The organism is Maribacter sp. UH1, from assembly GCF_056839145.1.
The window spans coordinates 4,476,965-4,491,897 of sequence record NZ_CM166387.1 but is presented as its reverse complement, the minus strand read 5'-3'; the positions used below and the strand labels follow the sequence as shown (position 1 = coordinate 4,491,897).

The window sequence follows — 14,933 nt, the reverse complement described above, 5'->3', positions numbered from 1 at the left end:
TACACTTGCTATTAAATTCAAATTTATATTTACGGTATTTGTAATAGAAGTTATTATTTATTACAATTCCCTAATTTTTATATTTCGAAACCAAGACTCAAAATACCAATTTTGAAATGCAATTTTACCTTGGGTTGCTTTACCGAAGCCAGGTGCGTTTTTAAATTTTGAGTTGGCAACTTTATTTTTCCAAGCGGCGGAATTTATTTCTTCTTGGGCCGTAAGTACGCCGTTAAGATAAAACTTAATTTTTCCGTTTTGTTGAATAATTCGTGTGGTATTCCATTGCCCAACCGGATTTGCTTCAACGGTATTTAGTTGTGGAGCTAAGCCCCATATAGTACCTGGTCTTTTTAAAGGAGTTTTAGTATCCATATGTTCTGGTTCCAATAACTGGTACTCAACACCAGTATTGTATGTTGCTTTGTATTCAGGAGTTTCTTGCACATTGATAAATGCACCACCGTTTCCTCTAAGTGCCATTTGCCATTCAAATTGCAACTCATAGTTTTCGTAAGCCTTATTGGTTACTAAATCCCCAAATATTTTACTTTCATCCGTAGCATTACAAAAAATCATACCATCTCTTACTTCCCAAGCAGAAAATTTGGTGGAATCTGGTTTATTGAAAAGATGCCAGCCTTCTAATGATGTACCATTAAAAAGTAAGCTCCAACCCTGTTCCTTTTCAATATCCAATAATTGATTATGTATCTTATTTTTAGCTGCTATTTCTTTAGAACGATTAATTTGGAACTCCTTTTTCTTTTCAGTTTTGCAAGACGTAAAAATTAGTATAACTAAGAGTGAGATAAAAAGGCAAGATTTTGTCATTGACTTAATTTATTATAGTAAAATGATGAATTCGGTCAGGTAATATCAGAAATAAAGTGGTGATTTCAAATAGAAATCACCTCTTTATATAGAAAAGGGAATCAAAATTCTTTTACCATGCAGAAAACCCTTTACTTCACTAATTCATGATAAATCTTAATTACCAATTGTTCGTAGTAATTTCTTTATAATATAATGGTTACTCCACAATTTTGATATCAATAGATGTTCTACTTTGCCAGCCAGTGGCATCTGTAACCGAATAGGCACAGTGGTAATCGCCTGTATCAATATCAGTTGGGATGGTTACTGGAATATTTATTTCATAGCTGGTCAAGGAACCTTCAATTGTAAAATTTTCTACATAAATCAAAGGATTAACAGGGCTTTGAATTTCGCCTAAATCGCATTCGGTTACTTGGTCATCATGGGTATGATGGTCAAAATTATGATGGATATCAATACTGTATGCAGCAAGTTCGCTGTTATCGGTCACCATAGCCCTAAAATTATAAGTTTCTCCTCTGGAAAGCAAAGCACAGCCTTGAGGAAACCCAGCGGTATAATTAACACTTATAGTTGGTTTCTCTTCGTCTATTTCAGTGCTGTCATCACTAGAACAAGCTGCTATTAGCAGTATAATGACTAAAAAATAAAAATTTTTAAATGTAGATTTCATAAGATTAGATTTAAAACCGCACAGCATGTAAGTGTGCTGTACGGTTTTGTTTTATTAATTAAACGGTAACATCTATATGCGTTTCATATTCAATAGTGTCACCATCCTCATCTTCAACAGTAAAGATGATATGATATTCTCCTGCAGGAGCAGTAGCAGGTACATCTATATGCTCATGGAATTCTGCTTCGGTTTCTTCGTGATAGCCTTCTAAAAATTCTTCTTCATAATCCCATTCTACTTCTCCTTCACCAGGTGTAACACCGTCTGCATGAATATCTACAGCAATACTATGTATGCCATGTGCAGCAAGAATCATAAATTCAATATGAAAGTCATCTCCTCTTGCAACCGTTTCATCCATTTCAAAGCCACTAATAGTAATGGTGTCCATGATTTGAAGGTGGCCATCTACTTCTGTGCTATTCCCCAATTCGTCGGTTACCAAAAGTTCAATATGGTACTCCCCTGAAGGAATATTGCTAGGAACATCTACATGCTCATGAAATTCAGGATTAATTACCAAGTATTTAGCATCTGTAAATACTTGTTCAAACTCCCAATCTACTTCGCCTTCTCCAGCAGTTACCTCGTCTGAATGAATAGAAAGCGTTATGCTGCTAACTGTAGCTTCTGCATTGATTTCTGCAGCTAAATGAATGTCTGCACCTTTGAAGGCATATGCTTCTTCTGATTCATGGTCATGGTCATGATCGTCATCCCCATCTTCGTCATGGTGCCCTTCACCATATTCAAAACTGATAATTTCGGGAGCGCTTAACTCAATACTGTCATCATCATCGCTACTACATGATTGTAAAAAGAGTCCTGCAGACGCAATGAGTGCTAAAAATTTTAAATTCGGTTTCATAATAGTTGTTTTCATTGTACTAATTTTTAATTTGATTACTGATTACTGATTACTGATTACTGATTATTGATTATTGATTACTGAAAGGGTATTGTTAGTGATAATGAGATATTTCTACCGGCTTCTGGCACATCTATGAGCCTATAAAAACTAGTATGATTAAAATATTTGGTGTCAAATACGTTGTTCAGTTTTACGCGCATTTCTAGCGGTAAATTATTTTTGAATGCATCTATTTCTGTTAAGAAAGACATGTTTAAAACTTGATAGCTGTCTGTTTTTTCTTCTGGTGGCACAATTTCTTCTTGTGCTGTGGTAATTCTATAATCCGCAATCAATTGTGGTTTGTTAAAAATCAAAAGCTTTTCAAATTGATATCGGGCAGATAACAATCCGGATAACGGCGGAGAAAACGGTAACGTAAATCCTTCTTTAGGACCACTGGTTTGCTCTGAATACACATACTCTAGCGATGCATCTAACTGCAAGTTTTTAGTAATAGTAGCACTTGCGTTGAATTCACCACCTAGTCTAAATACTTCAGCCTGCGTGTACTCGTAAATTTGTATGGTTTCGTAATAACTTGAAGTTGGATTCAGATAAATATAATTTTGAAAAATATTTACAAACGGACTAACGCCAACACTGAAAGAGTTTTCAGTATGTTCTACGGATAAGTCTAGCTGATACGAAACTTCGGGGTCTAAATCTAGATTACCTCTTTCGTAGCGATACATGTGATAGTTAACTCCGTCAGACGCAAGTTCGTTAGCCAATGGCATTCTAAAACTTCTACCTACATTTATTTTGTAACTGGTTTTATCATGAATATAACTTAACCCTAAAGAAGCACTAAGACTCCCAAAATCTAAGGTTTTGTCTTTAGACCTTTGTTGGTGAATATATGATGTGGAACCATCGGCATTATTTACAGTTGAAGGATACCAATCATAATATGCCTTGGTATCTACCCTACCGACATCATAACGCAATCCGCCTAAGACATGAAAATTAGAATTAATCTCAAACTGATCATACGCAAAAACACCCGCTGTAAAACGGTTGTATTCTGGTATTAGAAATCCCCAACCACCAATATTATTATTTTGATATTCCGTGTTTAGACCAACCACCATATCATGTTTATCGGTAGGGTTAAAGTCGTCTCGAAAATTTAAAGAGTAGGTGTTTTTAATGAACAACCTTTCTTTAGTGTCCGGTGGTGTAGGCATATACCCGTGCGGTACAGGTTCTGAATGTTCTTCTCTATTATTGTTTTGATAACCAAGATCTATATGTAATAAATGTTCCCCGGCACTGATTGAAGTATTATTCGTTATTTTAAAGTGATTTACTTTGTGATATGGAAGGTCAACATCTCTGTTAGAGCTATCATAATCTATACTAGAAGTTCGTACTTCTAAACCATGTGCATTTGCAAAGAATCCATTTTTTGCATTTACATTACTAAAAACGGTTTCAGATTTGAATCCCTCAGTTACATAACCAATACCTAAACTGGCATCTGCTTCGTTACCTGCAGTGTTCCTTAAATTATTATCATCTAGTTCAAAAACATAGTTTTCATAATTGATTCTATCTGCGGGAACTTTATAGTCCCCGTAGTCTCTATAAGTAAGTCGCCCTCGGTAGAACCATTTATCTTTTCTAGATGTTATACCAGCTGAAACACCCAACAGATCATTATTACTTTCTCCAAGAATATTGACTTCACCACCAAAAGAATTAGGTAACGGAGTTTGGTTAGGTTGAATATCTACCACACCGGCAATAGCATCAGAACCATATAATAAAGAAGCTGGACCTTTAATGATTTGAATGTTTTCAATACCATGTTGGTCAATTTCTAGACCGTGGTCATTGCCCCATTGCTGTGCTTCGTGTTTAATACCATTTTGTACCACCGCAACCCTATTAAAACCCAAACCTCTTATAGCCGGTTTTGACTGCCCAGAACCAATATTGATCGTACTTACACCGGCAATTTTACTCAAAGTTTGCATTAAGGTGTTTTCTCTATTCTGTTCAAGAAATTCTTTGGTAACCGTTTGGGTAACAATAGGAACTTCTAAAGCTTCTCTTTTTTTTGTTTTACCGTTAACCTTTACCTCTTCAAGAACCGTAGCAGATTCAATTAGAAAAACCTTTACTTCCTCCATATTTTGTTCTACTTCAACAATAATGGTTGTTGGTTCACATCCTATATGAGATACGGTAAAGGAGTATGTACCTTCACGTACATTATTGATGGAAAAAGCGCCAGTTTCTGATGAAACTGCATAAAGATTATTCCCTATAATTGTTGCACCTTGGGCAGGTGTAAAGTCTTTTGCGTGTTGCACAACCCCTTTTATTTGATACGTCTGTTGCGCAAACGCTGTTGAGCAAAGACTAAAAATTAGCCAAATACCCAGTATTTTCTGAAACATAATAGTGTACTATAAGATTGAATAGTTGTCCTTCAAAAAGGACCAAGGCAAAATCAAGACATATAGCTTATTGAAAATAATAGAGTTGTAAATAACGGTTACCCATTGTAGGAACGTTGTAAACTCAATTTCTAAGCGAATATGTAAAGAATACTTATAGTTTTATTGGTGGTGGTCTTGAAAAAAGAGCTCTTGTAATAAGGCTGCTAGTGGTAGAGTAACTATAGTTGTTAGTTACTTCAATCGGTATTAAAAATATAATATGTTCTAATTGGATATCATTGGAATCTGGAGCAATACTTGGGGTCAGATTATGTGTAATGGCATGGTCACATATGGCACATGTATCATCAGCATCATCAATATGAGACATCGCATGAAGACCTGTCAATTTCATGGCTAGAAAAAGAACGAGGAGCAAGCTGGTGATATTTATTTTATATCGACTAAGTTTCATTAAAATGAAAACAGTTTTAAGCGATGGTGTAACAATGTGTTAAAAAATATCTGGTAAATATATCACTTTTTTACTGTAACGCAACTAAGTTGCATTAGTAATTTTAATTGGAAGTATATAATTTTAATTATGCAATTTCTATTTCAATTTGTAACCAGAACAGTCGGTTAGTATGTAATTAAAATGTTCAATATCGTCTTTGTTAAGTTTTAAAGTGCCTGTAATTACAACGATATCATCGGTTTTAAAGCTGGGTTTCGATTTAAATTGAATTTCTACTGCCGTCTCCGGTCCGCCATTACCACAAAAGAAACACGATGCTAACGGGTTTTTAGATAACACAATTAGTTCTCCGGTTGGTGAAATATCTAAATAATAGCCTGATAAGGAAACCTGTTTACCCACAAGGTCGGACATCTCTTTACTAAATTCTGGATATAAGAAATTAGAATCATAGGAAACAAAATACTTTTCAGTGTATGAAATATCTGCCAATTTTTCCCATGTAAGTTCTACTTGGCCTAGGGCGCTTATGGAAATTAGCATTATTAGTATATGGAGGAATCTATTTTTCATCACTTATAATTTTTGAAATATTCATTTTTAATATAGGTAGTATGGCTAAAACAATTGATACCATAGCTATAACTATAATAATACACAATGTTTGTACCATATCAGGAGTTGAAAATGTAAGTACAATATCTTGCTGAAACTGAGATTTGAACATACTTATAATAAACTGCAAGCCTACCTGCGAAAATATGAAACCTAAAATCAATGAAACAGTTAACATGATAATACCTTCAGCGGCTACAATACAAAACAACTGAAAATTACTTGCACCATAGGTACGCATTAGGGCAAGATCAAAAGCACGTTCTTTGACCATTTTGTAAAGGCTAATGAAAATGGTTATGCATGAAATGAGCAATATGACATATGCGATCCAAGAAATGGCTTTGACCCCAACACCGGTAAATTGAAATAACCGTTCTAATTCATATTTAGGCAATGCAGCTTGCATATTGGTTTGGGCATTAATATTTCTGGGCATTGTCATTAATCCCATAGGGCTTTTGAACGAAACTAGAATAGAGGTGACTTCACGTTCATCTATTTCATGTGTATTACGTTCATGTTCATGTTCATGATTTTCTTCATGTTCATGTGTATCATGAATTTCCTCTTTTTCTTCCTTATGATGGTGTACATCCCAAATACTAGAAAGGTTGGTGATGATCAGTCTGTCAATTACTTTATAGGTAGGTTTATAGATACCAACAACTGTAAAAGATTGATCATGTTCTTCAATCGTATTTTCTGTCAGTCCATGAGAACTCAGAAACGTATCGCCTAGTTTTAGTCCTAATTTTTTAGCGACGTCATTACCTAAAATGACCTCTAAGGATTGATTCACTTCTTTTCCCTCTAATAGCTCTGCCTCATAAAGTTTTGCAAAACCTAAAGTAGATCCTACAATACGATAACCTTTATAATTGTCACCATAGGATATAGGAACAGCGTCTTTGACCATAGGGTTTTTAGACAGCTTTTGTACTTCTGTATACGGAATATTTCCCGTAGGATTATCAATATGTAACACAGAGGAAAGTACCAACTGCAACGGACTCCCCTTTGCTCCTACTACCATTTCAATGTTTCCTAATCCGTTTTCGAACTGATTTTGTATTGAGCTGTCAAACTGCTGTATACCTAACAATAGAGCAACACTAATGGAAAGCGAGAAAATGCTAAGAAACGCATAAAGCGGTTTATGAAATAGGTTTTTAAGACTGATGATTAAGTTGTTCATAACGTCATCACATTTTTAAATGATGATTTAATTCGTGCGTCATGGGTGATGACCACTAAATTTGCTTGATGTTGTTTGGCTTGTTGTTGTAATAAATTCATCACAATTTCGCAATTTTCATCATCCAAACTAGAAGTAGGCTCATCAGCTAATATGAGTTTTGGCTGATGAATTACAGCCATGGCAATACCTAAACGTTGCAATTGCCCTACACTAAGTTCATTTACTTTGCTTTTCTTGTTTTCAATTAAATCTAATTGCTTCAATAAAGCATCTATATTTTTTTCATCGCTAGCTTTTTTACTAAAAAAAAGTCGTGCCTTTAAATTATCATACACATTTAAAGATGTAATAGCATGACTTTTTTGAAAGACAAGCCCAATGTGTTGCCCTCTAAATGTATCTAATTGCGAATGGGATAAGGAGTTGATAAGTACTTCATCAATTTTAATAGAACCAACAGTTGATTTTTGTAAACCGGCTAATAAATGAAGCAAGGTAGTTTTACCAATCCCAGATTTACCAAGAATAACTAAATGTTCTTGCTCCTTTAGAGTAATATTAGGAAAGCGAAAAAGCTGTTCCTTATTCTTATATTGAAATTCAAGTTGATCTGTTTGTACCATATAATTTTACGGCGTTTTTATGCTATGGGCCATCGATCTTGTTGTGGAAATAGTTGTTCTTTCCATAAGTCTATCTCTGGTTCAGTTAGAACACACTTTTCTAATTCAGTAATCATTTCTTTTTTATCCACATGCTGCCCTATGAACACCAATTCTATTTTTCTATCTCCAAAAAGCACATCCCAGTCAGACTCGATATCACTTTGGTTTTCAGCAAAAGCACCATAGCTAACGCGTTCTGCCAAAGGCATTGAAGCCCACCAAACCCCAGCGGAATCAGCTTTGCAAGAGCCTCCTGCAGAGCTCCATAGTAAAGCTTGGTCTGAACGTGAAGCTAACCAGAATAAACCTTTACTTCTAATTATATTCTGTGGAAATCGTTGATTTAAGTAATTTAAAAAACGCTCTGGGTGAAATGGTTTTTTACTTCTAAAAACAAAAGAACTTATACCATATTCTTCAGTTTCCGGTATATGTTCATTTTCTAACTCTTGTAGCCACCCTGCTGAAGCTTCGGCTTTTTCATAATCGAATAAACCGGTATTGATTACATTTTCTAGCTCAACATTAGAATTTTCAGCATTGATAATACGCGCCTCTGGATTTAATTTTCCAATAATTACACGTAGTTCATCAAGTTGGTCTTCTGTCACCAAATCAACTTTATTAAGAATAATCACATTGGCAAATTCAATTTGATCGGTCAATAAATTAACGATTGTTCTATCATCACCCTCAATATTGGTGAGGTCTCTTGTCGTTAGATAATCTGAACTAGAAAAATCCTTTAAAAAATTATAGGCATCGACTACGGTCAGCATGTTATCTATATAGCTAAAACGACTTAAATCAATATTGCTATCTTCGCTTTCAAAAGTAAAGGTCTGCGCAACAGGAATTGGTTCGCTTATACCGGTACTTTCAATTAACAAATAGTCAAACCTATATTGGGTAGCCAATTTTTCAACTTCTATCATTAAATCTTCTCGTAGCGTACAGCAAATACAGCCGTTAGACATTTCTACAAGTTTCTCCTCGGTTCTAGAAAGCGTATTTTCATTTTCTATGAACTGAGCGTCTATATTTACCTCACTCATATCATTAACGATTACGGCAACCTTTAAACCTTTTTTGTTATGTAGAACATGGTTTAGCAAGGTTGTTTTTCCGGCTCCTAAAAAGCCACTTAATACGGTTACAGGCAATTTTTTCATGTGTTGACAATTTTGTTTGTGCCTAAGCTTAAATTAATGGCGTTTTCTAAAGTTTGAGGTGTACTACCTGGTCCAATGGTTAATAGTTTAGATCCCGTTACAGGAATACCATTAAATGGTCTTATAAATACTTCACCATCCGGATTTCTCTCAAAATAGGTGTATTCGTTTGCATTATTTATTTGAGTACACCCTTTTACTCTAAGTATACTTTTAGGTAGTTCTTTACAAATATGATATATAGCTTCTGTATTAGATAGGTTTGGAAAATCTGTAGAGCAAGAAGACCAATGTGCTTTTTGGTGGTCTAGTTTTTTTACTGTTTTTTTAGTGGGTTCCAACTCTGGAAGAAGAGAAACATTTAACTCCTCTAAAGTGACAATTTTCGCTGTTGGATTACATGATGTAATGTCTTTTCTAACTTCCAATTCTCTTTTTTTTGTAACTTTTTCTAAATGTGTGAGTACAATGAGAGAAGAGACTTGAATTTGATTCCATTCCAGTTCGTTATGTTCTCCTCTTAGCTGCCAGTTTTTAGTATCTACTACTGATATTTGTATAGGTGGCAAATACCTTTCATTTAGCCCTACTCCTAAAAATTCTAACAGCGAACACGCGTCAGAAGTTCCATTTGCTTCAATTAGTGTAATTCCGTTTTTTCGTTTGGGAATTCTATTTACTGCATCTCTAAGTTCCATAATGCCGCTACAGCAAATACAACTACCACTTAATGCTTTAATAGATTTTAAATCTAACTTGTTGGTCAACTGTTGGGCATCCATATAGGCATTCTCATAATCGTTAAGAACAATGAAAGGATCCCAACCTTTGTCAATATAGCTATTGGCCAAGAATTTTAATAAGGTCGTTTTTCCGGCACCTAAAAAACCAACTACGGTAATAATAGCTTCCATTGTACAATTGGTTTTTTACGGAATTAAATTTCAATTCGGTTCAATAAATTCATTTTTTCAATTAAATCTCCAGTAATAGCAACTACAGCAGGCTTAGGAATATTATCTGCATCAAAAGGCCATGTACTGGTAGGATTATTTTTGTCTACGGTTTGCTCACCTGGGTGCTGAACACTTAAAAACAATGTTTTACCATCTGGTGAAAACCAAGGACCTGTAAGTTCTGCATCCTTTGGAGCAGATACAACACGAATTACTTTTCCGGCATCGGGTCCAAATCTTGGTATTACAAATAGGCTATTGTTTTTAAAAGCCATGTAAGGCTTATCTTCTTTATTCATAGAACTGCCAGACATATCTGTAGTGATCCAAAGATTGCCCGACATATCAAAAGCTAAATTATCTGGGCACGAAAATCCGTTTTCATCGCCTCCCGCCAAATACGTTTCGGCTTTAAAACTCAAAGCGTCAAAAGCTCCGTTGTTTTCTTCGATTTTCAAAATAGAACCGTGAAAATCTCCTTTGGGTTTATTATTGGTGAGTGTAATAAAAATGTTGCCGGTTACAGGGTCTATTTCTATATCTTCAGGTCTGTTCAAAGCTGTGGCACCAAGAAGCTTGGCTGCTTCTCTTGCCCTGATCAATACCTCGGTCTGATCTTTGAAATTACTTTTTAATACAGCTTGAGTTTCCCAATCTAGTGCCAGCCAAATACCATTGATAGTATCGGCTACATATAAGGTTCCTTTTTTTAAGGAACCTGGCTCAGATGAAATAAACTTGTATAAATGTTCATCATTTTTATCATCTGCCGTATAGGCAACTACCCTTTTGTCGTCTAATTCATATAAGGTGCAGCATTCGTGGGCAAATCTGCCTAAGGCAATATGTTTTTGTGCTGTGCCATCTTTTGGGTTTACTTCAACCACCCAACCATAATGCTCTGGTGGGTAGTTATAAAAATTTTCCCAACCGTAATAACTATTTCTATGTGTGGCTACTTTAGCTTCGTCATATTCCGTTTCTCCAAAAAAACCATCATAGTTTTCTTCACAGGTAAGAAATGTTTTCCATGGTGTTATACCGCCTGAGCAGTTGCTATTTGTGCCAATAATAGTTGATTTGCCTTTTATGGGGCTGTCCCAATTAACGCTTATTGGTGTTTTACCATTAATTCTGCGATTATGAGGGTCGTTTTCAACCACTTTCCATGCGCCATTTTCTTCTTTGATCCTTACAATAGTACCACCAACATCATACATCTCTTTATCAACTTGCTCTTTGGTTCTATGTTCAGAAGGGTTTTCATATTTTTTGGCATCAAAATCAGATACATAAAGCGGATTTACATACTCGTGGTTTACCCATAACAATCCGTCTTTTGGATTATTGTCATCGAAAGGAATAAAACAGGTGAAATCATTATTAAAACCAAAAGTGTCAGTATCACTAATTTTATCGCCCCATTTAATGACGGTATGGTAATCAAGTCCGTTAGCCAAAACCAAATCATCTTTATTAGTTGCGGATAAACCCATTAAATCAAAAGCTTTTAATGTACTAAGCTTTTCTTTTGAGATTTGTCCAAACCCATTAGTTGGTGTTGCCGTGCTACCACAACTAATTAAAAACTGTGGCATAACTACAGTAACTAGCCCTGCTTTCCCCATAAAGGAGATAAATTTTCTACGATTGTATGACATAACATTTTTAATTAAAATGGAATTTTTCTTGACAAATTAAATTTGAATAAATAGGATAAAACTTATGTTCCTGTTCGTTGTAAATTTTTCCTTTTATAGTAACGGTTGGTAATAACATAGGGCTTAAATCGTTGCTGAGTTCTTTAATTTTAAAATTCAAATAATATGAAAACAGTAGATTTTCAAATTGGTTATTGTTCCAAAATTTTGAATACCTCTTTTGTTCTTCAATTTTTTTATAAAGATGTTCTAACCCAGTTATATTTTTAAAGATTTGAGTCTCTAGCGCATCTAAAATAATTTTGTTTTTACTGGAGAGTATAAAAAATATAGTTCCAATATTTTTTGTTTTTATTAATGTTTTAAGGCATTCTACTGTTTTTATATCCTTTGAAAAAGTATTCCCTAACGAGGTGTAAAAATAATTTTCGTAACTATACATCGCGTTAATTACCGGTTCTAAATTATCTGTAGGACACAAAAGAAATAGGTTGTTTTGCATTAAGAAAAATATGATAAAATGATAATGGTAAAAAAATTATAAGTTTTTAAATGCTTCTGTTTCCATAATGGATATCGATTCAAAATTGTTTGACTCTTCCGTGTTTATAACATCAAAGTTTCTAACATCAACATAGTCATTAAATTCTTCACTAGTGTTAATTATTACACCACCAAGAAGAAAAATTCTTTTACAAGAGAATTCACTTAAACTCATTTTTACCAATTGTTTTATTTGTTTATCAATGGCAATGTAAGTGTAGTCCGTTATGGCTTTTTTCGGATTATCAGAATTGATGATATCATGTTTAAAAGGCATTAATGACTGTTCCAATTGAATTTGTTGATGATCGTAGTACACGTTTTGTGGAACATAAATTGGTTCTTCACTTTTTTCGCTAAACCGTTCTAAAGCAAGCATTAGAGCACCACAACTGTTTGTTAGCCTAGATTGACCAATTCTGCGCATACGACCAAGTTCACCTTCATCTGTTATGCCAATATGTGGGCCGTAGAAAATAAATGCATCTCCATCATCTGGAATGTGGTGAGAAAAAGCGACCATGCCTGTGAATCCAGAAAAGGGTAATCCACCTAGTCCGCCCATGGTAAATGGTCTACTTAATACTTTACGGAAATCTGTAGAAACATTTACATCATCTGAACAGACTGATGTCGCAAAAAGCATTTTTTTGAGGTCTGATTTATATTCCGTTTCCAAAAGAGATAAATAACTATCGGTTATTTCAGCTCCAGTTTTTGCAGTGGGATAATATTTGTTTACGGTTTCTTTGATTTCCATGATTGTGTCGTTTAGATGATTTTATAAATTGTCTCCTTTCTGTAATGCATTGAAAAATTCTGATCTTATTTCAGGTTTATTGAATTCGCCATCATATTCAATAGTAGTAGTAAAACTATCTTTATCCTTAATGCCCCTAGAAGACACACAAAGGTGTTTGGCGGTAATCATAACAATAACATCTTTGGTATTTAATATCCCTTGTAAATCTTTTAAAATTTGTAAAGACAATCGTTCTTGTACCTGTGGGCGATGTGAGTAATAATCAACCAAGCGGTTAATTTTAGACAAACCGATAACTTTATCCTTTGGAATGTATGCAATATGTGCATGCCCGGTAATAGGTAAAAAATGATGCTCGCAAGATGAATCTATAGTGATATTTTGCTCAATAAGCATTTTCTTGTACTCATACTTATTTTCGAAAACCGAAAGCTTCGGTTTGTTTTTTGGGTTTAAACCGTAAAACAACTCTTTGACATACATTTTTGCGAAACGGTATGGCGTACCAGATAAACTATCATCGGTTAAATCTAGACCTAGCTCTTCCATTATTTTAGAAAAATAGTGCTGAATACTTTCTATTTTCGCATCATCACTTTTTAGAAAGGCATCTTCCCTTAACGGAGTTTCTACGTTTGAGGAAATATGATTGTCCCCTACAATCTCTATGTGTTCTTTATCCTTCATTTACACAACAATTATCTGTAGCACATTTACAGTGTTTTCTATTATATAAATGCAACATTACCAAAGCAATGGCGGGAATATAGATTGCAGATTCAGGTATGGCTAGTAGCTCTAATTTTTCATTTAAAATTATTCCGGCTAACACAGACCAACTTAACCATAGCATTGGTTTCATCCATTTAAGAGTCGTGGTTTTGGTTGACCAGAAAATGGCAAAAAATGAAATTGCCAAAAATAGGTAATCCATAAATTTCCACCATGTCGGCGGACCGTCACAACAAGTTACAGCACTAGCTTGTGCTAAGAATAAAAATGGTGTAACAACGCAATGAGCAAGACATAATGAACTGGCAAAAGTTCCTAAAATGTCCGATTTTTGTTTAATTAATATCATTGAAGTTTTTGTTAATACAACTGAGTTGCAAATGTAGATATAATATTTGTTAATGCAACAAGGTTGCGTTATATTTGTTTTATGGGAGTAATTAGAAAGACTAAAGCAGTAGAAGTTTTACTTAAAGAATTCAATACTAATTCAGTAGCTATTTCTGCAAAAGCATTAATTGAACAGTTGGGTGATACCTTTAATAAAACCACTATTTACCGTGTTTTAGACAAGTTAGAAGATGATGGTATTCTACATTCTTTTTTAGGTAAAGAAGGCTTAAAGTGGTATGCAAAATGTAATGGTTGTACTTCTACCGAGCATAATGATGTGCATCCCCATTTTCAATGCCTTAGCTGTGGCAGGGTAGATTGTTTGACCTTTACCGTACCACTACCACAAATACCGAATAGAAAAATTGAAGTTACTCAGTTATTGATTCAAGGCAAATGTGAAGAGTGTTTTGTGTAAAAAAATGTGTCTTCAGTAATTTTATTTAAATTGAATTTCAGCCTTTATTTTATATAGGGATGGGCTTGTTTTGACGACTTCAAAAAAGGTTTTCCAAAATAAATTCTCAATTAAATCATAAAAGTTTTTATTTTTACCGCTTGTAAATGAAAAACGCCAAGCATCTTATTGCCCTGTTTTATATTACCTTGATATTGTTATTCAAGGTAGCTGGCTTGCATGCACTTTCTCATCATGCAGATGAAACAGACATTCAACATTGCGAGGTTTGCCATATTACCACTGCGGTTAATTTCACTCCGCTTTTAGAAACACAACCTCTAGTAGTATCACCAACAGAATTTTACAATTGGGAGTCAACGATTACCATTGTCACTCCTGTTGTCGCCTTAAATGAAAGGCATTTGTCTAGTTATCTCTTTACTAGACCACCACCACAATTTATCTAGTCCGTATGTATGTTGTAGTATCTTAATTCTTAGGATGACTGCACCTATTTTCTATTGTTATTTTAATTTTA

General features: G+C 34.5%; 17 protein-coding genes. 2 read left to right on the top strand and 15 right to left on the bottom strand.

Annotated elements, in window-relative coordinates:
- Positions 1 to 60: 60 nt before the first annotated feature.
- From UH1x_RS19530 to UH1x_RS19460, 15 genes are all read right to left on the bottom strand, one after another.
- Positions 61 to 834 carry a 3-keto-disaccharide hydrolase gene (locus UH1x_RS19530; protein ID WP_482623754.1) on the bottom strand — a complete coding sequence of 258 codons (774 nt, stop codon included), beginning with the start codon at positions 832 to 834 and terminating at the stop codon, positions 61 to 63.
- A 199-nt stretch (positions 835 to 1,033) separates the two neighbouring features.
- Complete coding sequence (locus tag UH1x_RS19525) at positions 1,034 to 1,513, bottom strand: DUF4625 domain-containing protein (protein WP_482623753.1); 480 nt, start codon at positions 1,511 to 1,513, stop codon at positions 1,034 to 1,036.
- A 58-nt stretch (positions 1,514 to 1,571) separates the two neighbouring features.
- A complete protein-coding gene (locus UH1x_RS19520; protein WP_482623751.1) occupies positions 1,572 to 2,399 on the bottom strand; it encodes a DUF4625 domain-containing protein in 828 nt (275 codons plus the stop codon).
- A gap of 62 nt (positions 2,400 to 2,461) precedes the next feature.
- Positions 2,462 to 4,834, bottom strand: a complete 2,373-nt coding sequence (locus UH1x_RS19515; protein WP_482623750.1) for a TonB-dependent receptor — start codon at positions 4,832 to 4,834, stop codon at positions 2,462 to 2,464.
- Between the two features lie 154 nt (positions 4,835 to 4,988).
- The gene (locus tag UH1x_RS19510) at positions 4,989 to 5,291 is read right to left on the bottom strand and encodes a hypothetical protein (protein WP_036154617.1); all 303 of its coding nucleotides are present in this window, start codon (positions 5,289 to 5,291) and stop codon (positions 4,989 to 4,991) included.
- Between the two features lie 138 nt (positions 5,292 to 5,429).
- Positions 5,430 to 5,867 carry a hypothetical protein gene (locus tag UH1x_RS19505; RefSeq protein ID WP_482623748.1) on the bottom strand — a complete coding sequence of 146 codons (438 nt, stop codon included), beginning with the start codon at positions 5,865 to 5,867 and terminating at the stop codon, positions 5,430 to 5,432.
- On the bottom strand, positions 5,857 to 7,107 hold the full coding sequence (locus UH1x_RS19500; RefSeq protein ID WP_482623746.1) for an ABC transporter permease: 1,251 nt from the start codon (positions 7,105 to 7,107) through the stop codon (positions 5,857 to 5,859). Before UH1x_RS19500 ends, UH1x_RS19505 begins: the two co-directional genes overlap by 11 nt.
- Entirely contained in the window at positions 7,104 to 7,733 is a 630-nt protein-coding gene (locus UH1x_RS19495) for an ABC transporter ATP-binding protein (RefSeq protein WP_482623744.1), read from the bottom strand. The genes UH1x_RS19500 and UH1x_RS19495 overlap by 4 nt, the downstream gene beginning before the upstream one ends.
- A 17-nt stretch (positions 7,734 to 7,750) precedes the next feature.
- The gene (locus tag UH1x_RS19490) at positions 7,751 to 8,947 is read right to left on the bottom strand and encodes a GTP-binding protein (protein ID WP_482623742.1); all 1,197 of its coding nucleotides are present in this window, start codon (positions 8,945 to 8,947) and stop codon (positions 7,751 to 7,753) included.
- Positions 8,944 to 9,861 (bottom strand): GTP-binding protein, encoded by a 918-nt coding sequence (locus UH1x_RS19485; RefSeq protein ID WP_482623740.1) that lies wholly within the window; start codon positions 9,859 to 9,861, stop codon positions 8,944 to 8,946. The genes UH1x_RS19490 and UH1x_RS19485 overlap by 4 nt, the downstream gene beginning before the upstream one ends.
- Positions 9,862 to 9,884: 23 nt before the next feature.
- A complete protein-coding gene (locus UH1x_RS19480; protein WP_482623738.1) occupies positions 9,885 to 11,564 on the bottom strand; it encodes a PhoX family protein in 1,680 nt (559 codons plus the stop codon).
- A 7-nt stretch (positions 11,565 to 11,571) separates the two neighbouring features.
- Entirely contained in the window at positions 11,572 to 12,066 is a 495-nt protein-coding gene (locus UH1x_RS19475) for a hypothetical protein (protein WP_299317219.1), read from the bottom strand.
- 36 nt (positions 12,067 to 12,102) lie between these two features.
- Positions 12,103 to 12,867 (bottom strand): hypothetical protein, encoded by a 765-nt coding sequence (locus tag UH1x_RS19470; protein ID WP_482623736.1) that lies wholly within the window; start codon positions 12,865 to 12,867, stop codon positions 12,103 to 12,105.
- A 21-nt stretch (positions 12,868 to 12,888) separates the two neighbouring features.
- Entirely contained in the window at positions 12,889 to 13,557 is a 669-nt protein-coding gene (folE, locus tag UH1x_RS19465; protein WP_482623734.1) for a GTP cyclohydrolase I FolE, read from the bottom strand.
- Positions 13,547 to 13,951, bottom strand: coding sequence for a MerC domain-containing protein (locus tag UH1x_RS19460; protein WP_482623733.1), 405 nt, complete (start codon positions 13,949 to 13,951; stop codon positions 13,547 to 13,549). The genes folE and UH1x_RS19460 overlap by 11 nt, the downstream gene beginning before the upstream one ends.
- 81 nt (positions 13,952 to 14,032) lie before the next feature.
- Here UH1x_RS19460 and UH1x_RS19455 point away from each other — a divergent pair, with 81 nt between their 5' ends.
- Positions 14,033 to 14,413, top strand: a complete 381-nt coding sequence (locus UH1x_RS19455) for a Fur family transcriptional regulator (RefSeq protein WP_482623732.1) — start codon at positions 14,033 to 14,035, stop codon at positions 14,411 to 14,413.
- A 146-nt stretch (positions 14,414 to 14,559) separates the two neighbouring features.
- Positions 14,560 to 14,862: a hypothetical protein gene (locus UH1x_RS19450; protein WP_482623731.1), complete on the top strand. Its 303-nt coding sequence runs from the start codon at positions 14,560 to 14,562 to the stop codon at positions 14,860 to 14,862.
- Positions 14,863 to 14,933: the final 71 nt, after the last annotated feature.

Coding starts and splice junctions, on each gene's coding strand:
- UH1x_RS19530 (WP_482623754.1), bottom strand. CDS start 834: ATGACAAAATCTTGCCTTTTTATCTCACTCTTAGTTATACTAATTTTT.
- UH1x_RS19525 (WP_482623753.1), bottom strand. CDS start 1,513: ATGAAATCTACATTTAAAAATTTTTATTTTTTAGTCATTATACTGCTA.
- UH1x_RS19520 (WP_482623751.1), bottom strand. CDS start 2,399: ATGAAAACAACTATTATGAAACCGAATTTAAAATTTTTAGCACTCATT.
- UH1x_RS19515 (WP_482623750.1), bottom strand. CDS start 4,834: ATGTTTCAGAAAATACTGGGTATTTGGCTAATTTTTAGTCTTTGCTCA.
- UH1x_RS19510 (WP_036154617.1), bottom strand. CDS start 5,291: ATGAAACTTAGTCGATATAAAATAAATATCACCAGCTTGCTCCTCGTT.
- UH1x_RS19505 (WP_482623748.1), bottom strand. CDS start 5,867: ATGAAAAATAGATTCCTCCATATACTAATAATGCTAATTTCCATAAGC.
- UH1x_RS19500 (WP_482623746.1), bottom strand. CDS start 7,107: ATGAACAACTTAATCATCAGTCTTAAAAACCTATTTCATAAACCGCTT.
- UH1x_RS19495 (WP_482623744.1), bottom strand. CDS start 7,733: ATGGTACAAACAGATCAACTTGAATTTCAATATAAGAATAAGGAACAG.
- UH1x_RS19490 (WP_482623742.1), bottom strand. CDS start 8,947: ATGAAAAAATTGCCTGTAACCGTATTAAGTGGCTTTTTAGGAGCCGGA.
- UH1x_RS19485 (WP_482623740.1), bottom strand. CDS start 9,861: ATGGAAGCTATTATTACCGTAGTTGGTTTTTTAGGTGCCGGAAAAACG.
- UH1x_RS19480 (WP_482623738.1), bottom strand. CDS start 11,564: ATGTCATACAATCGTAGAAAATTTATCTCCTTTATGGGGAAAGCAGGG.
- UH1x_RS19475 (WP_299317219.1), bottom strand. CDS start 12,066: ATGCAAAACAACCTATTTCTTTTGTGTCCTACAGATAATTTAGAACCG.
- UH1x_RS19470 (WP_482623736.1), bottom strand. CDS start 12,867: ATGGAAATCAAAGAAACCGTAAACAAATATTATCCCACTGCAAAAACT.
- folE (WP_482623734.1), bottom strand. CDS start 13,557: ATGAAGGATAAAGAACACATAGAGATTGTAGGGGACAATCATATTTCC.
- UH1x_RS19460 (WP_482623733.1), bottom strand. CDS start 13,951: ATGATATTAATTAAACAAAAATCGGACATTTTAGGAACTTTTGCCAGT.
- UH1x_RS19455 (WP_482623732.1), top strand. CDS start 14,033: ATGGGAGTAATTAGAAAGACTAAAGCAGTAGAAGTTTTACTTAAAGAA.
- UH1x_RS19450 (WP_482623731.1), top strand. CDS start 14,560: ATGAAAAACGCCAAGCATCTTATTGCCCTGTTTTATATTACCTTGATA.